Consider the following 24687-nt stretch of genomic DNA (forward strand, 5'->3'; position numbering starts at 1 on the left):
GTATGGTCTGAGTGGCCGTTCAGAGGAGTGCGCGATGACGCTGGCAAGCAACCGACCTGCCCACGGAACTGATGAGACGCTCACGAAGCGTGCGCTCCACCACGCAATCAACCGAACGACCGACTTCGCCGACACGGAGCTGCGGGTTCCGCTGCACTACTACCGCGACCCCAAAATCACCGAGATCGAGGAGTCACAGATTCTGCGTCGAGTGCCACTGGCCGTCGTGCCGTCTGCGCAGATTCCCGAGAAGAACGACTACGTGGTCCGCTCCGTCCTGGGTGATTCCCTACTGGTCACCCGTGACCGATCCGGCACCAGCCACGTATTCCTGAACTACTGCCGCCATCGCGGCGCCATGCCCGCCTGCGGGTCCGGCAACTCGTCCCGCTTCGTGTGCCCGTACCACGCGTGGACTTACAAAAACACCGGAGAACTGTTCACGGTTCCAGGCAAGGCCGGCTTCGCTTCAATGGACACAACGGATTACGGTCTGGTCGAACTGCCCTCCGATGAGCGCTACGGCTTCGTCTGGGCGGTCTTGACTGCGGACGCCACAATCGACCTCGACGCGCACCTCGGAGACCTGGCCTCTGAACTCGAGCTCTGGAACTACGACTCTTTCGGCTACCACACCGAGCGCGAGTTCACGTCCGAGGTCTCGTGGAAGGGCGCGCTGGAAGCGTTCGCCGAGGGATACCATTTTCCCTACGTCCATGGCCAGAGCCTCATCGGCCAAAACACCCTCTCCAACACCACGATCTACGACGAGTTCGGAAAACATCATCGACTCGGCTTCCCGTTCAACTGGATTACCAACTTACAAACGGACCCCGCCGCATCAGCGGAACCGTCCGCCAACATGGGCGTCATCTACTGGGTGTATCCCAACCTCATCCTCGCCAACAGCCCAGTCGGCGTGGAGATCATCGACATCCTCCCCGACGGAGAACCCACCCGCTGCACCGTCCGCCACAGCTGGATGGGCCGAGTCCCGGCGACCACCGATGACATGCGAGCGGGTTACGACGCAATCTACGAAGGAGTGCACGCCGCGGTCAGAGACGAGGACTTCGCGATGTTGCCTCAATGCGGAGAGGGAGTCCGCCACGGACAACACGATCACATGATCATCGGGCGCAACGAGATCGGCGTCCAGCACATGATCAGGGTCTTCGCCCAGGAACTGGGTGTCGCGCTGGCGTAGCGCATGCCGCGAGAGACCGCCGTACACTCAGCCGCTGCGGTTCGGACTCCGCGCATCCCCTCAGGTGGCGGCCCGTGCCTCCCAAGCACTGTGCGATCAGGCTGAGTGTGCGGCGCGCATCGCCCCCAGGCCGAGCAGCGTGAACACAAGGGCACCGCACCCGCCGCTGACAAACGTGTAGGTGGAGATTTGCACGCGCGCCATTTCCACCGCCGACGACACGACATCGAGTCCGTCGATTCCAGCGCCGAGGGCGGCCACCGGCGCCACCTGCTCGGGCCGAGCGGCCAACAGGGTCGCAGCCAACACAAGTTCCCGCGAACCGAACAGCCGGGTGATCCATGCGGCTGACGGGTCGGCGGGAACGCCGAAGAGGCGAGCGGCGAAACCAGGTGCGGTCAGCGACACCGCCCCGACAATGGATCGCATCACGCCGAGCGTCGTACGGGCGCTTATAGTCATGCGCCTCAGACTCGTCCACATCGTCGCAACTGTCGATGCCATTCGCTGCCAAACGCTGCCAGGCGTCGCTGCCGCCCTCAACCTACCGGGCCACCGAACGACGGCGGCGCCGACGCGGGGCCGGTACCCCAGAACAAATTCGGAACAGCCGACAGCGAAAAGTCGACGTCGCCGCCGGTCCGGATGATCGACTCCGGAAGATACGTCTGATCGGTGGGCCGGCCGTCGACGCTGAGGCTGTTGATGAAGGTCAGCCCGCTCGACGCTCCCGGAGCCGAGAGGCGGATGGTTTTGCCTGCGGGCAAGGCGATTTCGACTCGATCGAACAGCGGAGTGTTGACCGCGAGGACCGCAGTTCCCGGGGTGACCGGATAGAGGCCCAGCGCGGCCCAGACGTACCAGCTCGACATCGCCCCGAGGTCGTCGTTGCCGGGCTCACCGTCGGGTGTCGGGCCGAAGGCTGAGCGACGCACCCGATCGACGGTGAGCTGGGTCTTCCACGGCTGGCCGATGTAGTCGTACAACCACGGGACCCCGAAGTTCGGCTCGTTGCCGATCCACAGGTTGGGTTTGTACGGCCCGGCATTCACCTCGCTGGTGAAGCGGTCGAGTCGCAAGCCCGTCGCCAGCGGGCCGCCCAGCGCGTTCACCAAGCCGGCGACGTTGTGCGGGACCATCCAGAGGTACTGCTCGGCGTTGCCCTCCTCGAATCCCTCCTGCCCGAGGTGGTCGGCATCGGGCAGGACGAGCCCCGGACCGTCTGCGAATTTACCGGCGGTGTCGCGTGGCGAGAGGTAGCCGGTCGCGGGATTGAGCAGGTGCCGCCAGAACTGCGCGCGCCGCTGGAATTCTGTTGCCACAGAGCCGAATCCGAGTGACTCGGCGAAGCAGGCGATCGCGAAATCATCGACCGACCACTCCAGCGTCACTGACGCCCCGGGATAGGAACTGACGCTGCCGAATGGCCGTGTCTGGGGCAGGTAGCCGTACTCGACGTAGCTCTTGGCTATCGGCCGCTCCACGTAGTCGCCCAACCCGACCCCACCGTCGGTTGCGGCCTTGAGCATGTAATACAGCGCGGTCTTGACGTCGAAGTCGTTGCCGCCGAACGTGTACAGCCCGACGATGAGCGGAACCGGGTTGTCTCCGGTCATGATGGCGGTCGACGAATTCGCCAGACCCCAGCGCGGGAATGCGCCACTCTGCGCGGCGTCGTTCACCAGCGACTGGGCCATGTCGCCGGCCCGCTCTGGGAATAGCAACGCCTGCAGCGCGGCCAGGCAGCGGTAGGTGTCCCAGTCGGAGAAGTTGGCGTATTGGGCGTGCCCTTTCGCCACCGTGTGCACACCGCCGTCGAAACCCAGGTAGTTGCCGTCGACATCGTTGAAAGTGTTGGGATGCAACAGGGATCGATAGAGCGCAGTGTAGAAGGTGCTCAGGTCGTCGCCGTTGGTTCCGGCCACCCGGATCCGCGACAGCGCTGAGTTCCATTCCTTGGCTGCGGCTGCCCGGACGTCGTCGAAGCTGCGACCGCGCTCGGCGGCCAGATTGGCCCGGGCACCGTCGACGCTGACGTAGGAGATCGCCGTGTGTACCTCGATCACCGAGCCGGACGGAAATTCGACCCACCCCCCGACCTGCGCCGCCTCCGCCGCGCGCGCACCCGGGTGCACCGCGTGGCCGTCGAAGATGCCGTGGGCGCTGAACGGCCGGCTGACTGTCATGACGAAGTACACGGTGTAGGTGTTCTTGGCGCCGCAAAATCCACCGGACGTCGCCGACCCGGTGATCGTCGTGTTGTCGTCGCCGATTTCGATGCTGGACGCCGAGTTGCCCGCCAGTGAGCCACCGGGGCGCACGTGGAAGATCGCGGGCCGGCCGTCGGCTGGATAGCGAAACCGGCCCACGCCGGTGCGAGTGGTGGCGCTCAGCTCCGCACTCACCCCGGTGTCGGGAAACCGCACCGCGTAGTAACCGGGCGTGCCGATCTCGGTGTCGTCGTGCGCGAGCGTCTCCCAGGCCCACCAGGGTTGCGCGCCGATCGGGGTGGTGGTCGGCAACATCGGAATGTCGCCGAAGGTCGGGCAGCCCGCCGAAGCATGAGTCAGGCTGAAGCCGGTCGAGCGGGGGTTGCGGTAGTCGTAGCCGGCGTAGGTGTCGGTGGTGTCCGGCGAGTACTGCACCATCCCGAACGGCGTCGTCGCACCGGGAAAGTTGTTGATCTCCCCCATCGTGTCGCTGCCCGTTCCGGTGCCGATGAGCGTGCTGACGTGCTCGACCGGATTCGCGACCAGCGGGAGACCCTCGGCGCGAGCCGGAACAACCGTGAGCGGCACCCAGCCACCCGCCGCGGCGATCACCACGCTGAGTGCGCCAAAAGCTTTCCGGGTCCACCCCATTCGACGCAGCGTATTGGTTGCCTGCCCCCGCATTGCGGTTTCGGCCGCGCCCGAGCGATCAGGGCGGCTCTGCTCGCCAAAACATAGGGAAATCCCTGTAGCCACCCGAGCGCTCCTCGACATAGCGTTGGTCTGGTCGCGACCGGCGTCAGGTGCGCCGGACACGCCCGCGCATACGTTTTCGAGATGAATCGGCTACCCGCCGTTCGGAGAGGGCGCGTCAGTATGCCCGAACACGGCAGAGCCGTTGCAACCCAACGCGACTCATTCCATCTCGACGTGTTCATGCGCTCCCCCGAAGACACGCTGCTGCACATCTGGGGACGAGACGGCGACGCGAACCCCTTCGACAACGCGATGGATCTGGGCGGCGCACTCGACTCCGAGCCGGTAGCGGTCAGACGATTCCCGGCGGGTATGGACGTCTTCGCATTGAGCAAGGTCGTCGTGGGCTCCCCGGAAGGACCGAGGATCTTGCACTGGTCCTGGAGCTCCACGAGCGGACTGTGGACCGGGCCTGACGCACTTCCCGGTTTCGCGGCCACTGCGCCGGGGGCGGTGGCCGATGACGATCGACTGTACGTCTTCGCGCGGAGCGTCGACGGGCCGATTCGGTGGTGGCTGAAAGTAGGCGATGCGGGCTGGAAGGACAAAGGACCGCTTTTCATCGGCCCGCGGTCCGCGGTCGGGGACCCCGTCGCGATCCGCCGGGCCAAAGACCGGATCGACATCTATTACTGCGCGCGACATCCGGACGCCAACCCGGCCGACCCGCAGGACAAGCGCAGCATTGTCGTCACCGACACCCTCACCCACAACGGCCATGGCGGCTACACGGTCAAGGAACACCAATGCCGCACGCTGGCACACACATTCGACACCCGCAGTGTCACCGCGTACTCGCGAAACGAGGTACGGCAGGACGTCTTCGCACGCTCCACCGAGGGCAAGTTGATTCACTGGGGCACCGGCCGGATGTATGTCCCGGCCGACACCGACGGCGGCTGGTATGGACCCGAGTCGATCACGGGCATTGCCCCTCCACGACTCACGCTCGATCCCGTCGCCGTCAACCGAGTCGGGCAAGCCGACATCTTCTATCCCGACAAGACCTCGGGAGCGCTGCGACGCTGGTCCTGGAACGAACGCACGTGGGAACCCAACGACGCCGGTCCTGGCGTCTTCCGCAGCACTCCTGTCGCCGTCGCACGCAACAAGGACACCATCGAATTGGTGGTCCGCACCGGCGATTACGAAGTGACCGTGTGGAAGTGGAGTGAGGCCATACCGGGTTCGCCGCAGGGGTGGACCGGACCGAAGGTCTGGAAGGCGAGTCCGTACAAACAGGCTCCACCGCAAGATCCCCTCGCCGGCTCCAGCGACGACCATCCGCCCGACTTCCTGATCGTGCGCCCCGACGACCACGTCCTCATCGGAGTGAGCGCACCCGGCCACCTGGTTCGCCAGAATCAGACGCCGGACCCCCCGACGCTCGAACTGCCGGACGGCGACGTCGTCGTGACGTTTCCGCCGCAACATATCGCCGAGCAGGTGTCGAGGCCGAGGGAAGCTGCCGCCGGCGGTGTCTGGCGTGCCCTGCTGTCGGGGCCGAGCCGCGTTCCGCTCACCGAGGTGCCGAGCGCGACCATCACCTCGGCCGAATTGCTCGCCGCATTCGACGACCATTCAGTGTCGCCGGACGACAATGCGATCGAGTTGCCGCGCGGCCTGATCATCGCTCCAGAGACCACGGTGGACCAAGCGGCACCTGTCGTGAGGCACCCGGCCAACCCCGTCGGAAACGCGGGCACCTTCGCGGTATGGCGCAGCAGGATCGAAACGACCGGAGACGGCGCCCTCTACATCAGGGCGTTACGGGCCGGCCGCGATGAGAACTTTCCGGTCGCGCTCTCCAAGGCCGACCGCGTCCTGATCGCCGAATTCTGCGCCGGATCCGAGACCGAGGCTTTGCCGACCGCGAAGCGTCTCGAATTGAGCTGTTTCGGAGGCACTTTGGCTGCATCTGGAAAGTGGAGCACGTTCGAGTGGGACCACAACGCGGTACTCGGCCGCGATCAATCGGTACGGACATCGATCAAGGGTGTGCTCTATCCGTTCGGCCATCGAGCGGTATGGGTCGAGATGACCGAGCGCAGCACCGACGAGAACGTCGCGGTGCTCCGTAAGACGAATACCCTCTACATCACCGAGCCCGTGAAACATCCCGGTACAGATGCCCCGCCCAACCTCCGGAATGCCTTCCCATTCAGCGAAATCGAAATCGGCAGTCGCGAGTATCGCAATTTGGACACCGCGGTCTGGACGACGTTCCCCCGCCCGGCCAAAGCCTCCGGTGAGCTCAAACGCCAGTGTGACGAGCTGACCGGGCGGTTGCGTCGCCTCCACGATGAGGTGTTCCTCGATGGCGCCATCGGTGGAGTAACCACGGAGACGCTTGCGGAAGGCACCGCCGGTGCCATCACATATCTGCAGCTCTATACGCAGCGCCAGCGCCTCCAGCAGTTGATCGCGCTGTGGGACGAGCAAGGCATCGGGACGGTAGACGTACCAACGTTCTTCACACCGACAACAAAAGGCAGGGCACTGCAGTTCCAGGTCCGGTGCACGGCGAAAAACGGCGACATCCACTTTCCGCTGGAGATGATCTTCGTGGCCGATCTCGATCTGGATGACGAGTTTCGGCCGCCGTTCCGGTCGTTGACCGATTCCCGTGTGACCGACGCCTTGCGCACCGCCTATACCCGCAGCGGCGGTGGTGTGGTCGACCTACCGAGTGTGCCCATCGATCTGGTACCCGCCGCGCCGGCGACATTCGCGGGCCCGAATGCCGCGACCGAGCTCCAGACCACTGTGCATGAAGTCCGGCGTCTCAACATCGTCGGCAACCACCACCTGCGCGGCTACCTGCCGTCCCTAGGCGTGCCTGGCGACCCCACATCGTGGGCTGCGCACATCGGCATGCCCACGATCCGTTCACTGGTCGGCACGGACCCGACTGCGCAGATCTCCTACACGCGGGACTATCTGCAGGATGCCGCAGCCGATGTCGCGCTGAACCTGATCGACAAGCTCGAACTCGACTTCACCGAAATGAAAGACCGCGCAGGCGGACTCGCGGGACCCAAGATGGTGGTCGACCAGATCTCCCGGGTCAGCGGCCTTGCCAACGCCGACCCCGCCACACTGCTGTCCGATGGCGCTTCGCTGTTGGGCTTCTCGCTTCGCGATCTGATCGGCTCGATCGACGTGCCACCCGAGCTCAAGACGATCGTTCGCGACGGTGTGCCCAACGAGGTCAGGATGAGGTGGCAGACCGTCCCGCTCAAGCCGGTCCCGATGTTCACGCCCGGCAACAATTCGACGGTGACGATCGACGTCGTCAGCTCGGGGACCAACAACACGACATCCTGCATCGCCAACAATTTCACGTTGCAGATCCCGCAACCTGGGTCGGACGCGACGCACTCCGAAGCCTTGATCGAGATCGACTTCAAGACAATCGAATTCCACCAGAACACCGGTGAAGCCGCAAAGGTCTCGGTCGACATCAGCGGAATCAGGTTCGTCGGCCGACTCAAATTGCTGGAGTCGCTCCAGCAAGCAATCGGCGACTTCAACCGGCTGCCGGTCAAGATCGAAGCCGGCAAGGACAAGGTCGTCGCGCGCTATCAGCTGCCGCTGCCGGACGTCTCTGCCATGTCGTTCGTGATGAGCAACCTGGTCTTCAGCGCCGCGCTGACAATTCCGTTCAACAAAGACCCGGTGGCCATCGAAGTCGGATTTGCCTCGCGTGAAAAGCCTTTCACGCTCACTGTGCTGATGTTCGGCGGCGGTGGCTACGTCGATCTGGAATTGACCAATACGGGGCTGCGCCGGCTGGAGATCTCCCTGCAGTTCGGTGCCGCGATCGGGATGAACTTCGGAATCGGCAAGGCCGAGGTGCACGCGTTCGGCGGCATCCGGTACGCCCTGGAGTCCGGCACGGCGAAACTCACTGGATACATTCACATCGGCGGCAGTCTCGACGTGCTCGGCCTGGTGTCGGTGTCGGTGGAATTGCGGGTCGAACTCGCCTACGACTTCGGGCACAACTGGCTCGTCGGACGGGCCACGCTGGTCATCGAGATCGACATCACGCTGTATTCGGACTCGTTCGAGCTCGACAGTGGCGAATGGGTGATCGCGGGCGGCTCCGGTTCACACGAGCTCGCGAACCCCGCGACGTCACCGTTCATCGCGCTGTCGACACCCGACCCGTCTGCCAGCGAGGCGTGGGCGCGCTACCGTGCCGCATTCGCGGAGGTGAAATAGTCGTGAGCCGTATCCTGGTCATCGCCGTTCCGGCAGGAAGAGTCGACGCGCACGGCACCGCTCGGTTGCGTGCGCTGATCGTGCCACAGTTCGACGTGGATGACGAAAAGCCGTTGTCCGACTTCGGTTTCCGCGACTGGCCGAGCACTCTCGAACAGGTCCGGCCGAGCTTCGTCGCGCGGTTCGCACCCGATACAGCGACCACCCCGGTGACCAAGCCGCTGACCTTGGTACCGCACGCATCGCCGGCGGTCTGGAACGGCTTCTTCTCGAACGCAATGGTGCGGCAACCACAGTTCACCGAATACGCGGAAGTCTACGTCGCTCCGACGTCGACGGATGCGCAGACGATCGTGGAGGGTTACACGAAGACGGCGGGTACGCACACCGGCGATGACGACCAGGCTGTCGCGGCGAACGCCGCTGCCGCCGCGCGCGAGCAATACCGGCAATGGGTAGAGCCGCCAAAGGTCGCGCCACCGCCCGACGACTTCGGCAACACCGCGCTGACCGACGACTCGCACGATTGGTCGGTGCCGGATTTTCAGCGCACGGTGTCGATGCTGCGCGAGCATCCGACCGTCCTCCTTCAGCTGGGCCTGATCCTCGAGTTCACGTTGCCCGGCGCCGACATCCCGACCGGTGCCGGCTCACGCCTGGTATGCATCGGTTCCGATCTCGCCACCCGTATGCCGGCCACCGTCAGCGTGGTCGCGCCCTGGACCCGTTACCAATTCGGCGACTCGCGTTTTCTGCCGTGGTCGTCACCGGACAGCGACGTGAACCGCGGAATCGTGAATCTCGCGGGTGCGGCGAAGGTCTCGGCCAAGCGGCAGGGTCAGTCCAGCCGTTGGGCCTTGGCGACCTTCGACGTCGCGGGGGCGGTGAGTCGCTTGCGCGAGGGCGCGCAGCGCGAAATGGCGGGCGGAACGGCCCCGGGCACGCTGCCGGTGCTGCACTCCGCGGGAATCACGTTGCTGCGGTGTGGACGCGAAGAGCAGTTGCGGTTCAAAGTGTCCAATAGGGCTCGGGCCCAATCACATCGCTCCGGCGGAGCGCGGTTGCCGGGCCCCGATGTTGCCGAACAGATATTCACCGCCGACGACCTCATGCTCGGCTACCGCATCGACATCAAGGAGCAGCAGACCGGAGTCTGGACACCGCTCTGTGAGCGGGTGGCGACTTACTTCCTCGACGACCAGCCTTTCGGGCCCAGGGGCCAATGGGAGGAGGGCCACATCAAGGCGAACGCGGCGGCGGTCGAGAAGGACAACGTGCTTCGGGCTGACGAGACCGTAGTCCGTTGGTACGGTTGGAGTCTCGCCATTCGCCGGCCGATATTCGACCAGAACGGGGAGCGGACGCCGGACGAGCGTCGCGTCGAGGTCCCCTTCGATTTCCGATGGGCTTTCGAACAGGTACCCGCGACGAAACAGACCCCGCTACGGTTCGGCCACGGATACCAAATGCGGGTCCGTGTCGCCGATATGGCCGGCGGCGGTCTGACGCCGGCCGACCTGCACGACGCCAACGAGGGCGAGTCCGACCTGGTGCTCTACGGACGCCACGAACCGGTTCCTCCACCTGAATTCGCGCCTGTTCCAGGCCTGTTGCCGGACTCCACCTCCCAGAATGCGGTGGAGGTGTTCGGCCGCGGCGGCACGATCGACCGGCTTGTCGTACGCAGCGATCCCGCAGGCGACGTGCCGATGGATGTCGATCAATTCGCCGCGGCCCACTCCGACGCCTATCCCGCGAACAACTCGAGGATTCTGCTGCCGCCCCCGACATCGATGACGATTGCCGAGCAGTACGGCGCGCTCGACGGCGCCGATGCCGTGACGTGGAGTTGGGTGCAGCGTGCGATGACCGCGCCCGCGGCCGACCCGACCGGTAGCTACACCTGGCTTCCCGACCCGGCCGCTCTACAAGTGCAGGTATTCGTTCGCAGGCAAGCGGATTCACCGGCCCCGGGACGCAAACTCGCCGACCAGTGGGCACCGCGATGGCCGGACCTCGAGGCCAAGCGACTCGAGTTGGACGGGCGGGCACCCGGCGAGGAGGTCGTCGAATGGGGTGTCAGTCACGTCGCTCCGGTGCGGACCCTTTTCGCCCGCCTCGACGCGGGCCTGCAGGTCGATCTCGAACTCTCGTCGACCATCCGCACCACCGACATCGACAAGTTCGAGGTGAAGGCCTGGGCGGATGGCGGCGCGGAAGTGCTTATCCCGCAAGGCCGCCACCCGATGGCAACGCCGCCCCGCGTCGTCGAACTCGTCCACGCGGTGCGGCGGCCGATCACGCCACCTAATTCGGCGCTGAGCGCGGCCAGGCGCAAAGGCGACCACGTCGCGGTGCTGATCGACCACGGTGTTTTATTCGGCATCCACCGGGCCAGCACTGGTCAATTGGACATCAAGGCGCAATGGCATGAGCCTTCGGACAGCGAAACCCCCGGCCCGGTGATCACCGAGGAGGTCGTCTCGATGACCGTGGGACGTGAGGCCGTTGTGATCGGCGATCCCACGCTGTCCGCCGACGACGGAACGACCGTGTCCTCGTTCCGCCACGACTTCGGAGACACCCGCCATCGCATGGTCAGCTACACATTGACCGCGCTGAGCCGCTACCGCGAGTTCTTCAACGACGATAACGGCAGCGACGACGATTTCCGCAGCAGCAGAATACTTTCCGCGGTCAGCATTCCCAACTCGGCGCGGCCCGCGCCGCCGGTGGTGCTGTCGGTGTCGCCGGCCTTCACCACGAGCATCTCCGAGGTCGGGTCGACTCAGGTCCAGCGCACCCGCCGCGGCAAGACTGTCCGAGTCGAGCTGGCCAGGCCGTGGAACGTCTCCGGCGAAGGTGAGCAGCTCGCCGTCGTCATCGCGACCGATACGTCGGATCCGTACCTCCGCAAGACCGGTCGCTATCTGTCGCGGCTCTACCGCGACCCGATCTGGAAGACCGACGTCGCGGGCGGATACCTGCACCGGGATGCCTTTGCCGACAGCGCCGGTCCGGTGGCGTGCAGGTTGGACGAGATCAACGCGTCGGTGACGGCGGTACCATTCCCCGTCTCCTTCAGCGAAGAGACCGATCGCTGGTTCGCCGACGTCGAGATTCCGATGTTCACAAGCGAACTGCTGGTCCCTTCACCCGACCGGCCGTACAGCCCGCTGGTGCGTCTGGGTGTCGCACGCTACCAATCCGAGAGCGTGACGGATTGCGAACTGTCCCGCGTCGTCATGACCGACTTCGTGTCGCTGATGCCCGACCGCACCCTGCTGGTCGACACCTCGCTGGACAGCGGTGTGATCGAGGTGACGCTGCAACTCACCGGGCCCGAGCCCAAGGGCGCGCGCCCCAACAAGGTGGTTGCGGTGCTGGAGACGTGCGCCCTGCCGGTGGGGGTATTCAGCCCGGTCAGCGACGTCACCGCCGCCGCTCCCGGCCACGTCGGCCTCTGGCACCGCGAAGGCAACCCGGTCTCGGGCACGTTGAACACTGCGCTCGCGCCGCTTCGGTTCCGGCGTGGCAACGGTGCATGCCGGATCGTGGTGCGCGAATACGAGGACATCGAAAGTCCGGTGCCGCCGGCGCCGGCGGGGACATTCGCTGCCGACCTGCAACAGCGAACGGTGTTCGTCGACGTCGTTCCGATCGCCTGATCCGGCGGTTGCTAGGTGTAGTCCCTCGCCAGAGTTGACACCCCGTCGGCCGGAACATGCTGTGCTCCTGGGTTATTGGCAAGACGCTCGGCCTCGTCAGCGGCATCCCGGAACAGTTGGGTACTGATGCCGTCGATCTCGGCGTTATCGCTGAAATAGAGACCCGATGCAGCCCTCAGCCACAGCGCCGCCTGCCGATAGATGCCGATGTCGCCGGCCGCCACGCAGGCCGCCATGTAGCCGTTGTCACGGAACCATCCCGAGTCGACCATCACGAAGTAGTAGTGCATCGCCTCGGCCAGGGCTGCAGGATCGAGGAACCGCGCGGCGAAGGGATTGCCCTGTTCCTCCTGCCGGCTGAGCCATTCGATGTGTGAGGCGACGATCTCTTGCGCGAAATGATAGAACGTATACCTGGTCAGATCGCCGGACGCCGAAAGGGCCACCGCGACACCGGGATCGAGGAATACCGTCGAGTCGTCCTCGGCTATCTGCCACAGGCTGCTGTCGAGATTGCGCACGTGGGTGAGTTCGTGAATCACCGCCGACCGCAACGTGACCTTGGCCTTTTTGCCTTGCTTGTTGGTGTGGAACCGGCGTCCCATGATGGTGGTGTCCCGAAATCCGATGATTGCCCGAGAGATCGCGTCGGGTCCCGTCAACGGCACCGTGACCGCGGATCCGCCGAGATTGGCCAGGCTGGATTTGGCATCGTCGTCCACGCGCAGATCGGGAATGCCTTCGGTGCGATTCTGCGAGACCATCGCCAGGCATATCTCGTCGCGCAGCAGCGACAACGCCGCAAGGCCCATGTCGTTGCGAATCGTGTTGAGCGGACAGGTGATCAGGTAGTTCAGCTCGAAGCCGACGAATGGTTCGATTACCTGATTCAGTACATACGAGGCGACTTCGCCGAACCACGGGTCGAGATAGGGCGGGTCCCAGTACATGGCGTCGTCCAACGCAGTCGAGGTGCCGGGCCCGACGACGGGATCTGCCGGAGTCAATCCACGATCGCGTTTGAATGCGCTGACGGCATTGCCGGTGTTGGTGCCGAAGACGCCGTCGGGTTTACCCGGGTCGTAACCCAAGACGGTGAGCGCCTCCTGCACCCGCATGACGGCGAGATCGTCGTCGCCGTCCGAGAGCACCCACTGCCCGGACTGGCACCCGTTGAGGACATCGTCGCCGATGAACCGCGTCGATCGCATTGCCATGCGCACAAAACTAAGCCGCCCTGCGCCGGCCGATTCGAGCCTCTAGGCCGACTCATGTGAGGTTCATACGATCTTCTGTCGACTGCACAGGTTCGACATGCCGGCCGACAAAGTTTCGCCCGGCCTCAGACCGGGAAGGCGGGGGCATGTCACTGCGCGTCGCGATAACCGGGCCGACCGGCGAGATCGGCATTTCGACCATCGAGGCGCTGGAACGCCAACCCGAGGTGGACCACATCATCGGCATGGCGCGACGACCGTTCGACGCCGCCGAGCGAGGCTGGTCGAAGACGGAATACCGGCAGGGCGACATCCTTGATCGGGACGCGGTCGACGCGCTGGTCGAGGACGTCGACGTGGTCGTGCACCTTGCCTTCATCATCATGGGCTCGCGCGAAGAGAGCGCCCGGGTGAATCTGGCCGGCACCCGCAACGTGTTCGCAGCGACTGCCGCCGCCCGGCGCCCTCGGCGGCTCGTCTACACGTCATCGGTTGCCGCATACGGCTACCACTCTGAGAACCCGATTCCGCTCACCGAGGACGTACCGCCACAAGGCTCGCCGGAGCACTACTACTCCGAGCAGAAGGCGGCCTGCGAAGCCGCGCTCAGCGAAATCACCTCGGACGCCTCGCTCGAGGTCTTCGTCCTGCGGCCGTGCATCGTCGCGGGCCCGAAGGCGCCGTTACTGGCCGATGCCCTGCCGTGGAATCGGCTACCCGACGCAGTCCGTCGGGTGACGCGGGCGCTGCCGCTGCCCAAGCCGTTACTCCCAGATCCGGGCACCCCATTACAGCTCGTCCATCACGACGACGTCGCGACCGCCATCGCTCTGGCCGTCACCACCGACTCCGCGCCCCCGGGCGCCTACAACATCGCCGGCGACGGCGTGCTGTCGATGTCGGATATCGCCGATGCCTTCGGCGCTCGACCGATCAAGATCCCGCTTGCCGCAGCGGTGGCGACATCGGAGGTGATCTCGCGGCTGCCGTTCCTGCCATCGGCGCTGGAGTGGCTGCACGCCGGTCGGACCTCGGTCGTCATGGACATCAGCAAGGCGAAAGAGCAACTGGGTTGGCAGCCCGAGTACTCCGCGGCGGAGACGCTCTCAGCGCTGGCGGCCTCGCTCGACTAGCGCGAGCCCATATCGAAATGAGTCTCGCCGCAATTGATTTGGCTCCAAGCTGCGACCAGGCTGGTAGCTTGATCGGCTATGGGTGCTTTGGACGGACGCGTTGCCTTGATCACCGGCGGAGCCCGCGGACAGGGCCGCGCGCATGCGTTGGCCCTGGCGGCCGAAGGAGCCGATATTGTCGTCGCCGACGCGCCGGGTGCGATGCCCGACCTGACCTACCCGCTCGGCACCGAGGACGACCTGCGCGAGACCGCCAAGCTGGTCGACGAACTCGGCCGGCGCTGTGTGCCGGTCACCCTGGATGTTCGTGACGGAGCCGCCGTCAACGCCGCTGTCGCGCAGACCGTCGCCGACCTCGGCAGCCTCGACATCGTGGTGGCCAATGCCGGGGTTGTCAGCACCGGGCCGCTCGACGAAGTCAGCGACGCCGTATGGCGGCAACTCATCGACACCAACCTGACCGGCGCATTCCACACGCTGCGTGCGGTGATCCCGGTCATGCGCAGGCAGCGGTTCGGGCGCATCGTCGTCACCTCGTCGATGGGCGGCCGGATGGGCATCCCCGACCTCGCCGCCTACAACGCCACCAAGTGGGGCGTCATCGGCCTGGCGAAATCCGCCGCCCTCGAAGTGGCCAGAGAGGGCGTGACCATCAACGTCATCTGCCCCACCACCACGCAGACCCCAATGGTGCAACCCACGGGCGGCGACGACATCCCGGACGAACTGGTGCGCCGGATGATGAAGGCCAACCCGATCCCGCAGCCGTGGATTCAGCCGGAAGACGTCAGTCGCGGCGTGCTCTACCTGGTCACCGACCCCGGCGTGATCACCGGCAGCGTCCTGGAGATCGGCCTGGGCGGCAGCGCACGCATCCACTGACGCAAGGAGTCACCCCGTGTGCGATCGGTTCATCGTGCCGGCAGCCGTCCTCCGCCGGCTCGCCGAGGACGAGTCGATCCCGGCGGAGTCCCGCGAAGCGATCCGCGACAGCGTGGCCGTCGAAAGCAGCTGGCGGGAACTGCGCAACGCGCACACCAGCGCGACGCAGTCCAGCCTGCTGGCCGCGAAGGTCACCCGTCTGCGGCGCTCCGACTCGCTGGCGACCGTCCCTGCGGTCACGGTCTACGACTGCAAGAACACCAGATCACTTCCCGGGTCGCCGATCGCAGACCCCGGAGGCAGCACCGACCTGACTGCGAAGCGCGCGTTCGACTCGACCCGGTCCGTCGTTGACTACTACCGAGAATGCTTCGGACGCAACTCTATTGACGATGCGGGCATGACCCTCATGTCATCGATCCATTACGGCGTGCGTTACGCCAATGCATTCTGGAACGGCGCTCAGATGACCTACGGCGACGGCGACGGGCAGGTCTTCATCGACTTCACCCTCTCAGATGACGTCATCAGTCACGAGTTGACCCATGGCATAACACAGTTCAGCGCAGGCCTCGACTATTCCGGCGAGGCCGGGGCTCTCAACGAGAGCATCTCGGATGCGTTCGGCGCGATGTTCCACCAGTGGCGACACAACCAGGCGGTGGTCGACGCGGACTGGCTGATCGGCCCGGGAGTTCTCGGCCCGGCGGCGATTGCCAAGGGGTACACCTGCCTTCGCAGCCTGGCGGATCCCGGTTCGCGGCAATGCCTGGCACCGCAGCCGTCGCACTACGCCGACTACATCGCCGGCGGCGACCCGCACGAGAACAGCGGCATCCCCAACCACGCCTTCTACCTGGCGGCCGACACCGTGGGCGGGCGGTCTTGGGAGAAGGTCGGCAAGGTCTGGTACTCGGCGTTGACCAGCCCGAAAGCCGGTCCCTGCATGGATTTCGGTGAATTCGCCGCCCTCACCCGCGCGGCCGCCAGATCACGGTTCCCCCGCGATCGCGACGTCTATCGTGGGGTCGACGATGCTTGGACACGAGTCGGCATTCCACAGCCCGACGTCGCCGTCTGAGCTGGGAACGAGGCACACCATGCAGTACATCATCGAGCGGCGTGGGGGCTTGGCCGGACTGAGAGCCAGTTGCGTTCTCGACGGTGACGAGATCGATCCCGGCGACCGCACGACGCTCGAGCAACTTCTCGACGGCGGCGAGCCACTGGACGAGGATTCCGGGGCCGACCGCTACACCTATCGCGTCACCCGCCAGAGCCCCTCGGGTACGACGACGCGGGACATTCCGGAAATTGCAATGCCCAGCACGGTCGCAAGCGCGGTGTCGGTCGACATCTGAACCCCGCATTGATCCATACCAAAAAGTATGGAAATGTCGCTGTCGTTATGCAGGCGACCGACGAGACACAACTCAACCCGGGCAATCTCAGTCCGTTCTGGGATCGCGACGTCCGGTCGCGACTCGAAGCGTTCCACCGAATCCGCGACCGCAGTGACGGCGTCGAGTTCATCCAGCCCGACACCGGCACGGGCTTCTGGTCGGTGACGTCCTATGCGGACGTGCGAACCGTCACCCGAGATCCTGAAACCTTCACCAGCACAAAGGGTTTCTCGATGGACGACATGCCCCGGGAACTGTGCGAGATGATGGGGTCGATCATCGTCATGGACGATCCCAAGCATCGTCAGTATCGCGGCCTCGTCCAGGTGGCATTCTCCCCGCGCGAGATCCGCGCGATGACCGAGTACGTCGGCGAGCTGTCCGACGACATCGTCGAGCAGATTCGCCAGACGCACGACTTCGACTTCGTCGACACCGTCGGCGCCCACCTGCCGTTTCAGGTCATCTCCGACTTACTCGACATCCCCACATCGGATCGCCCGCGGCTTCGCGAGCTGATCGACCTGATTCTGGGCGTGCAGGACGCCGAGGTGAGCAACACCGCGACCAGCATCCAGGCCGTCGTCGAATTCTTCGAATACACCATCGGACTCGGTAAACAGCGTCAGGCACACCCGGGTGACGACATCACGTCCCGGTTGATGGAAGCCGAGGTCGACGGCAGGCGACTCACGCCGCAGGAATTCGGGTCGTTCGTCCTCTTGCTGGCCGCCGCCGGGAATGACACCACACGTACCGGCCTGGCGTGGGCGGTGCATCTGCTCAGCGCTCATCCCGAGCAGAAGCGGCTGCTGGTCAACGACTTCGACGAGTTGCAGGCCAATGCCATCGAGGAGGTGCTGCGCTGGTGTTCACCCGTCCTGCACATGCGCCGGACCGCGACCACCGACACCACGCTCGGCTCACACCACATCGCGCGCGGCGACAAGGTCGTCGTCTGGTACGTCGCAGCCAATCACGACCCGGCCGTCTTCGCGGATTCGGCGACGTTCGACATTCGTCGCGCCAACGCACGTGAGCACTACGCGTTCGGAGCCGGCGGTCCGCATTTCTGCCTCGGCGCGGGCCTAGCCCGAATGGAGATGCGGGTCGTCCTCGACAAGCTGCTCGCGGCCTTTCCCGGTCTGCACGCCACCGCCGCACCCGACCTGCTGCGCTCGACCTTCGTGCACGGCATCAAGAGCCTGCCCTGCGCCGTGGATTGAGTTGCCTTGGGGCGCTTGCGCCGCCTCGCTTGCGACCCCGACTACGTCCGATGGTCGCGGCCCGCTACACGCGGCACCGCCGCGCTTGCGACCGCGACTACCCGCGACTATGCGGCGGACTTCTCCAGGATGTGCACCCCACACGCCGAGCCCAGACCGATCACGTGGGCCAGGCCGACTTTGGCGTTCTCGATCTGGCGCTCGCCGGCCTCGCCGCGCAGGTGATGGCAGATCTCCCAGATGTTGGCGATACCGGTGGCCGCGATGGGATGCCCCTTGGACTGCAGCCCGCCCGACACGTTGACCGGGGTCGCGCCGTCACGCCACGTCGCACCGGAGTTGAAAAATTCTGCGGCACCGCCTTTTTCGCACAACATCAAGTTGTCGTAGTGCACCAGCTCGGCGGTCGCGAAGCAGTCGTGCAACTCGACCAGGTCGAGATCGCCCGGACCGATACCGGCCTGTTCGTACGCCGTCGAGGCGGCGTTGCGGGTCAGCGTGTTGACATTCGGCAGCACCTGGCAACCGTCCTCGAACGGGTCGGTGGTCAGGATCGATGCCGCGACCTTGACCGCCCGCTTGCGCTGCTGCAGCGACAGCGACTTCAGCGTCTCCCCGTTACACACCACCGCGGCCGCCGCGCCGTCGCAGTTGGCCGAACACATCGGCCGGGTGTTGGGGTAGGCGATCATCACGTCGTTCATGATCTGCTCCAGCGTGAATCGCTTCTGGTAGGCCGCAAGCGGATTCAGGGTCGAATGAGCGTGGTTCTTCTCGCTGATCTTGGCGAACAACTCGAAGCTGGTGCCGCCGTATTTGTGGCCGTACTCGGTGCCGATCTGCGCGAAGACACCGGGCATCGACTCGGTGCCGATCCGCCCGTCCACCGGAGCGACCGCCCCGTAACGGCCCTTCGGCGCCCAGACGTCAGCGTCGCCCTTCTTCGTGCCGGCGCCGCCCAGCAAGCCCGCGCCGGACAGCTTCTCAACGCCGACCGCCAGGCCGTAGTTCACCTCGCCGGCCTTCACCGCCATGATCGCGGTCCGCAGCGCGGTGGCGCCCGTCGCGCAGGCATTGGCCACGTTGTACACCGGGATGCCGGTCTGACCGATCTGCTTCTGCAGTTGCTGCCCGATCCCGGCGTTGGCCGCCATCAGATTTCCGGCGGCGATCACGCCCATGTCTGCCATCGTCACCCCGGCATCGGCAAGCGCGCCCATCGCGGCCTCGGCCGCCAGGTCGACGGTGTCTTTGTCGGCATGCTTCCCGAATTTCGTCATCCGGATTCCAAGGATCCAAATGTCGTCACTGGCGCTCATGGTTGCTCCTTCTATCTGGCGTCGTCAGGTGGCGGGTTCGAAGCCGAAGCCGACCGCCTCGGTACCCGCGGAGTCGGTGCCCATCGGAAAGGTCGCCAGCCGCACTTTCATGCCGTCGCGGATGTGGTCGGGATCGGGCTCGACATTGACCAAATTGGTGCGCACCTGAGTGCCGTCGCAGTCGACGACGGACGCGACGAACGGGGTTGGAATGCCAGGTGCGGCAAACGTGACGATGGTGAACGCCCGGACCGTGCCCTCGGTGGGCACTGCAACCGTCGTGAATTCAGACGCGAAACAACGGGCGCAGGCATTGCGCCGGTCGAAAAAACGGGCGCGGCAGCTCGTGCATTCCCGTGCGATCAGGTGCGGATCGCCGTCGTCGAGTACCAAATAGTCGACAATTGGGATTCGCCCCGCCATGACACCTCCGTCGTATGTACTGTGACCGTATCGAGTTCGGTTCAGCTGAGACGCCGAATATCAAGATCAGATTCAGCAAAGCGAGTCTTCCGCCCTGACAACGGCTGTGCGTAAACTCTGACTAGCTTTTGTTAAGTAGACACGACAATTTTTAGGCTCGGTATGCAGGAAGCGTCTCCCATCCAGGTTGAGACCGGTCACGATTCGCTCTGGACCTATGTTGCCTGCCCCACCCTCGTCGTCGATCAAACCGGAACCGTCTGCGCGCTGAGCGCCTCCGCGCAAGCCTTACTGCCCGCCGCATCGTTGGGTAGCCGGCTGGACGAGATCGTCGACTGGTTGTCTCCCGTGCACTCTCGGCTCGTCGCGGCGTCTTTGCCGGCCGACAGCAGAGAGTCGTTCAACGTCGCCGGATCGGTCAGCGGACGCAAGTTCGAGGCTCACCATGCGACGCTGCCCGGTGGCGAGGTGGCGTGGTCACTGGTCGAAGACACCGGCCACGTGCTGCGCGAAGCTCAACATGCACTGACCCGGGAACACGAGCGTGCCGAGTTCCTGCTCGAGGCTTCGTCGGTGTTGATGGCTTCGCTGAACATCGACCGGTGCCGCGAAGCGACCGTGCTCCTGGCCGCCCGGGATCTGGCCGACGCCGCGGTCGTGGTGGCGCCCGCCGGCCGGGGTCGACGCATGCCGATCTTCTACTGCGACCAGACCGGCAGTGTGGAGCAGCGCAGCGTCGACGCGGACCCGGCATCGGTGACCGGTCTGAGTGAGGCGCTGCGGGGATTCCCGCCGGTGCCCTCGCGCTGGATCGACGCGGCGACCCTGCCGGATTGGCTGATTCCGATGGGTTGCCCCCGGCCCGTGCGCTCGGTGATGATCACCCCGCTCCCCGGCCACGGCGTCTCGGCCGGTGCGCTGGTACTGCTCCGTCACGCCGCGGAAGGCGAATTCACCGAAGGCGAAGAGGTTCTTGCGCGGCTGTTCGCGGCGCGGGCCGGCGCCGCTTTGTCGGCCGCCCGGCTCTACGCCGAGCAGGCTGCGATCACCCGGACGCTGATGCGCGACCTGCTGCCGCCGGAGTTGCACCCGGTGCACGGGATCGAATTCGCCGGGGCCTACCGCGCGTCGGAAGACTATGAGGTCGTCGGCGGCGACTTCTACGACGTCCATCCCGCGGCGACCCCCGACGGCGAGACGTTGGTGATCCTCGGTGATGTGTGCGGCAAGGGCCTCGAAGCCGCGATGCTGACCGGGAAAATCCGCAACACCCTGCAGGCGTTGACCCCGTTGGCCTCCGACCACCAGGGCGTTCTGGAGTTACTGAACAGCGCGATGCTGTCGACCGAGCACGCCCGGTTCGCGACGCTGGTCCTGGCGTCGGTGGCCAACCGTGACGGCGCGGTGTCCTTGCGGCTGACCAGCGCCGGCCACCTGCCACCGCTGATCATCCGCGACGGCGGCCGGGTCGAGCAAGCCGACACCCGCGGCACGCTGATCGGGGCGCTACCCAACATCGAGGCGCAGTCCTTCGAGACGACGCTGGGCCCGGGCGAAACATGCGTGCTCTACACCGACGGGGTGACCGAAGCCCGCGGCGGACCGCTGGGCGGCTACCTGTTCGGCGAGGAGCGCCTGGCGGCCGCGCTGGCCGAATGCGCCGCGATGCCCGCCGAAGCCGTCGTCGAACGGGTGATGATGCTCGCCACCCAGTGGGTCGGCCAGCAGGTTCACGACGACATCGCCGTCGTGGCCATCACCGCCCCGCGCCGCACTCACCTGAGCGCCGTCGACGGCCACACCCGGGGAAGGTTCACGGCTTGAGCGCTCCGGACGTCGGGGCTGCCTCCGCGCAGACCGTCGACGCGGCCGAACAGGCCCTGGTGCGCGACAAGCTCTGGGGAGCCGTCGTGGATTGCGACGAATACGCCGCCGTGACAACAATTTTCGCTGCAGCGGACGCGGGAATGAAGCCCGAGGACATCCTGCTGGAGGTGATCGCCCGGGTCCAGTACAAAATCGGCACCGAGTGGGCGGCCAACCGCATCACCGTCGCTCAGGAGCATGCCGCCACCGCGATCAACGACCGCGTCATCGCCGCGCTCGCGCAGCATCCCGCCAGCCGTTCGTCCGCACAGGCCGGCCGGGTGACGGTGGCCTGTGTCGACGGCGAGTGGCACGCGTTGCCGGCCCGACTGCTGGCCGAGACGCTGCGCCTGCGCGGCTGGCAGGTCGACTTCCTCGGCGCGCAGGTCCCCACCCCCCACCTGATTGCACACCTGCACCAGAGCGGGCCGGATGCTGTCGCGTTGTCCTGTTCCATTCCCACCGGGCTGCCGACCGCGCATGCGGCGATCACCGCCTGCCAGGCGGCCGGCGTCGCGGTACTGGCCGGCGGCGCGGCCTTCGGTGTCGACGGCCGTTACGCCCGCCAGCTGGGCGCCGACGCGTGGGCGCCTGACGCCCGTGCCGCGGCCGCGCTGCTGGACGAGGGCTTCCTGTGCACCCATCTGGCGTCCAATCGCCAGCCGGTCGACGACCTGCCGCACCTGATCGACCAGGAGTACACGACCGTCAGTCAGACCGCGACGCACCTGGTCAAAGAGACCTTCGCGACACTCGAGAGCCGTGTCCCCGCGATGCGTGACTACACCGAGACACAGCGGCAGCGAACGGCCGAGGACATCGCCCATGTAGTGGATTTTCTCGTCGCCGGTCTCTACACCGACGACGACGAATTGTTCAGCGGTTTTGTCACCTGGACTGCGGATATCCTGGCCGCCCGCGGCGTGCCGCCGACAACATTGTTTCCCACCCTCGAACTCTTGGGTAAACAACTTCATGAGTTCCCGCGCAGTCAGCGTATGTTGCGCGCCGCCCTGTCCGCCCTCGCCGACGAGAAGAGATCGGCGACCGACCCCCCACTGAATCGATGACCTACTCCCTGGCAATCAGCACCGCGGCACGATCGGCATCCGTCCGGATCACCGGCGACCTGGACTACGAGACGTCCGACGACCTCGTCGAGGTCGCAACTCGATTACTGGCCCAGAATGGTCTGAGCGACCTACACCTCGACTTCAGTGAGACGGCGTTCCTGGACTCCGCAGCCCTGTCCGGCCTGTTGTTGCTGCATCGACGGACCTCCGAAGCGGGTGTGGCACTGCATCTCGACAACCGCCCGCAATTCCTTGACCGCGTCCTCCAGGTGACCGGCCTGTTCAACCACTTCGACCTGACCCGCACCGACGCCGAAACCGCCGACCCCGGCCTGCTGGGCCAGACGAGTTCCGGCGAAACAGCGCGCTGACTTAGAGCGCGTCGTATCTCCACCACCGGCATTTGGGCGGCCGTAGCCGAAACGTGACCGACCCTTTACCGAATTGCGAACGCGCCGTTGCGCTTCCAACATTCCGGACTTGTTTACGATCGCTATTGCAACCTCGTCTACTAAAGGAAACGGTGATGCGCGCGGTCTTTCGGTCTGTTCTAGTGGCGGCTGGCACGGCCGCGTCAGTGGTCGCCGGACCCTCCGGAATGGCCCTGGCCGCATCGGATCAGTCGGCCCGGTTCCCGGTGGCGTCACTGGGTCCCGCGGCGGGTGAGATCGTCGGTGTCGGCTACCCGGTAGCCGTCAGGTTCCGCTCACCGGTGATCGACCGCAAGGCGGCTGAACGCGCCATGCACGTCACAGCGTCACCAGCGATGAACGGCAAGCTCGAGTGGCTCAATGACACTGCTGCGCAATGGGTTCCCGAACATTTCTGGCCTGCGCACAGCACGATCGCACTGTCGGTGGGTGGCGCGTCGGCAGAGCTGAAGACGGGTCCGGCCGTGCTGGGAGTCGCCGACATCTCCGGCCACACCTTCACGGTCAGCGTCGACGGGGTGCCGAGCGGTCCGTCGCAGCAGCTGCCGGCGCCACACCACCAACCACACCTGGGTGAGCCGGGGGTGATGCCCGCCTCGATGGGCCGTCCCCACTTCCCTACGCCCGCCGGCGTTTACACGGTCTTGTCGAAAGAGCGGACGGTGATCATGGATTCGAGCAGCGTCGGCGTTCCGATCACCGACCCTGAGGGTTACAAGACCCCGGTCGAATATGCCACCCGCTTCAGCAATCGCGGCCTGTTCGTACATGCTGCGCCGTGGGCTGTCCAAGCTCTGGGCCACGAGAACGTCAGCCACGGTTGCATCAGCCTGAGCCCGGCCGACGCCGAGTGGTACTTCAACACCGTCAACATCGGCGATCCGGTCGTGGTCAAGGAATAAGGCGCGCAGGCCTTTTCGCCCTGACAAGGAAATGCCCCCGAGCTCGAGGCTCGGGGGCATTTCCTTGTCAGGCTCACCCAGTGGGACCGGGCGGCAACGGCTGACCGGGCACCGGTCCGCTGGTGGGCGCCGAACCCGCGGGTGCACCCTTGCCGCCCGCTACGCCGGCCATGTCCACCAGCGGCGCGCCCGGTACTCCACCCAGCGCGATCAACGGCGCGCCGGCCGGAACCGCCACTGGCAGAGGGGCTCCCGCAGGAATCGGGGCTCCAGCGGGGAACGGTAGTCCGGCCGGAATGGGAGCACCGGCGGGGACGGGGGCACCGGCCGCCGCGGGTGCGCCGGCCATGTCAGCGATCGGGGCGCCTGCGGGCGCACAACCCGCACCCGCCGCACCGGCTCCCCCGGCGCCCGCTGCTCCGGCTCCCCCGGCGGCTCCGGCAGCTGCCGGCGCGCCGACTTCGCCCGCCGTTCCGTACATGCACGCGGCGCCACCCGTCTTCCAGGGCGCTGCCGCTGCCGCTGCGCTGAACGCGATAGCGGCACCGCAAAGTCCAACGCCAGCAACAACTCTGATGCTGAATCGGTCGAAGGCTGTCATTGACGTCAACTCTCTTTCACGCCCGGGCGGTGCCCGCAGATCAACACAGTGCATTCGCACCGGGCCGCGCTTCTTGCGGCCAACTCATTATTAATGGACCGGTGTTCAACACGCACGACGCCGCACCCGACCGTTTCCAAATA

17 protein-coding genes and 1 pseudogene are annotated in these 24687 nt (G+C 65.6%); 12 read left to right on the forward strand and 6 right to left on the reverse strand.

From position 1 onward, the window contains the following. Positions 1-34: 34 nt before the first annotated feature. Positions 35-1207, forward strand: a complete 1173-nt coding sequence (locus ACZYW1_RS09175; protein ID WP_463785131.1) for an aromatic ring-hydroxylating oxygenase subunit alpha — start codon at positions 35-37, stop codon at positions 1205-1207. Between the two features lie 96 nt (positions 1208-1303). Here ACZYW1_RS09175 and ACZYW1_RS09180 read toward each other — a convergent pair whose 3' ends face one another. After that, positions 1304-1669 carry a hypothetical protein gene (locus tag ACZYW1_RS09180; protein WP_463785132.1) on the reverse strand — a complete coding sequence of 122 codons (366 nt, stop codon included), beginning with the start codon at positions 1667-1669 and terminating at the stop codon, positions 1304-1306. 92 nt (positions 1670-1761) lie between these two features. Beyond that, positions 1762-4068, reverse strand: a pseudogene (locus ACZYW1_RS09185) (GH92 family glycosyl hydrolase); the annotation flags it as partial. Between the two features lie 279 nt (positions 4069-4347). On the opposite strand from ACZYW1_RS09185, the gene ACZYW1_RS09190 reads away from it, so the two are divergent. Both ACZYW1_RS09190 and ACZYW1_RS09195 read left to right on the forward strand, forming a co-directional pair. Continuing rightward, positions 4348-8400 (forward strand): DUF8189 domain-containing protein, encoded by a 4053-nt coding sequence (locus ACZYW1_RS09190; protein ID WP_463785134.1) that lies wholly within the window; start codon positions 4348-4350, stop codon positions 8398-8400. 2 nt (positions 8401-8402) lie between these two features. Then, positions 8403-12068 carry a hypothetical protein gene (locus tag ACZYW1_RS09195; RefSeq protein ID WP_463785135.1) on the forward strand — a complete coding sequence of 1222 codons (3666 nt, stop codon included), beginning with the start codon at positions 8403-8405 and terminating at the stop codon, positions 12066-12068. Positions 12069-12079: 11 nt separating this feature from the next. Here the strand turns inward: ACZYW1_RS09195 and ACZYW1_RS09200 are convergent, their stop codons facing one another. Continuing rightward, on the reverse strand, positions 12080-13285 hold the full coding sequence (locus ACZYW1_RS09200; RefSeq protein WP_463785136.1) for a peptidoglycan-binding domain-containing protein: 1206 nt from the start codon (positions 13283-13285) through the stop codon (positions 12080-12082). 146 nt (positions 13286-13431) lie between these two features. On the opposite strand from ACZYW1_RS09200, the gene ACZYW1_RS09205 reads away from it, so the two are divergent. The 5 genes from ACZYW1_RS09205 to ACZYW1_RS09225 all read left to right on the forward strand — a co-directional run bounded on the left by ACZYW1_RS09205 (position 13432) and on the right by ACZYW1_RS09225 (position 17929). Continuing rightward, positions 13432-14418, forward strand: coding sequence for an NAD-dependent epimerase/dehydratase family protein (locus tag ACZYW1_RS09205; RefSeq protein ID WP_463785137.1), 987 nt, complete (start codon positions 13432-13434; stop codon positions 14416-14418). Positions 14419-14496: 78 nt separating this feature from the next. Beyond that, positions 14497-15300 (forward strand): mycofactocin-coupled SDR family oxidoreductase, encoded by an 804-nt coding sequence (locus tag ACZYW1_RS09210; protein ID WP_463785139.1) that lies wholly within the window; start codon positions 14497-14499, stop codon positions 15298-15300. A 16-nt stretch (positions 15301-15316) separates the two neighbouring features. Next, positions 15317-16381: a M4 family metallopeptidase gene (locus ACZYW1_RS09215; protein WP_463785141.1), complete on the forward strand. Its 1065-nt coding sequence runs from the start codon at positions 15317-15319 to the stop codon at positions 16379-16381. Between the two features lie 19 nt (positions 16382-16400). Then, the gene (locus tag ACZYW1_RS09220) at positions 16401-16661 is read left to right on the forward strand and encodes a protealysin inhibitor emfourin (RefSeq protein WP_463785142.1); all 261 of its coding nucleotides are present in this window, start codon (positions 16401-16403) and stop codon (positions 16659-16661) included. Between the two features lie 47 nt (positions 16662-16708). Further along, the gene (locus ACZYW1_RS09225) at positions 16709-17929 is read left to right on the forward strand and encodes a cytochrome P450 (protein ID WP_463785143.1); all 1221 of its coding nucleotides are present in this window, start codon (positions 16709-16711) and stop codon (positions 17927-17929) included. 107 nt (positions 17930-18036) lie between these two features. Here the strand turns inward: ACZYW1_RS09225 and ACZYW1_RS09230 are convergent, their stop codons facing one another. Further along, positions 18037-19248, reverse strand: coding sequence for a thiolase family protein (locus ACZYW1_RS09230; protein ID WP_463785145.1), 1212 nt, complete (start codon positions 19246-19248; stop codon positions 18037-18039). Positions 19249-19272: 24 nt separating this feature from the next. Next, entirely contained in the window at positions 19273-19671 is a 399-nt protein-coding gene (locus ACZYW1_RS09235) for a Zn-ribbon domain-containing OB-fold protein (protein WP_463785147.1), read from the reverse strand. 162 nt (positions 19672-19833) lie between these two features. On the opposite strand from ACZYW1_RS09235, the gene ACZYW1_RS09240 reads away from it, so the two are divergent. The 4 genes from ACZYW1_RS09240 (at position 19834) to ACZYW1_RS09255 (ending at position 23943) form a co-directional block, all read left to right on the forward strand. Continuing rightward, a complete protein-coding gene (locus tag ACZYW1_RS09240) occupies positions 19834-21495 on the forward strand; it encodes a PP2C family protein-serine/threonine phosphatase (protein ID WP_463785148.1) in 1662 nt (553 codons plus the stop codon). A gap of 56 nt (positions 21496-21551) precedes the next feature. Continuing rightward, on the forward strand, positions 21552-22607 hold the full coding sequence (locus ACZYW1_RS09245; protein ID WP_463787763.1) for a cobalamin B12-binding domain-containing protein: 1056 nt from the start codon (positions 21552-21554) through the stop codon (positions 22605-22607). Beyond that, the gene (locus ACZYW1_RS09250; protein ID WP_463785150.1) at positions 22604-22981 is read left to right on the forward strand and encodes an STAS domain-containing protein; all 378 of its coding nucleotides are present in this window, start codon (positions 22604-22606) and stop codon (positions 22979-22981) included. The genes ACZYW1_RS09245 and ACZYW1_RS09250 overlap by 4 nt, the downstream gene beginning before the upstream one ends. 155 nt (positions 22982-23136) lie before the next feature. After that, positions 23137-23943, forward strand: coding sequence for a L,D-transpeptidase (locus ACZYW1_RS09255; protein WP_463785151.1), 807 nt, complete (start codon positions 23137-23139; stop codon positions 23941-23943). Positions 23944-24016: 73 nt separating this feature from the next. Here the strand turns inward: ACZYW1_RS09255 and ACZYW1_RS09260 are convergent, their stop codons facing one another. Next, entirely contained in the window at positions 24017-24544 is a 528-nt protein-coding gene (locus ACZYW1_RS09260; RefSeq protein ID WP_463785153.1) for a hypothetical protein, read from the reverse strand. Positions 24545-24687: the final 143 nt, after the last annotated feature.

The sequence above is a fragment of the Mycobacterium sp. IDUB_36 genome, from assembly GCF_055419225.1.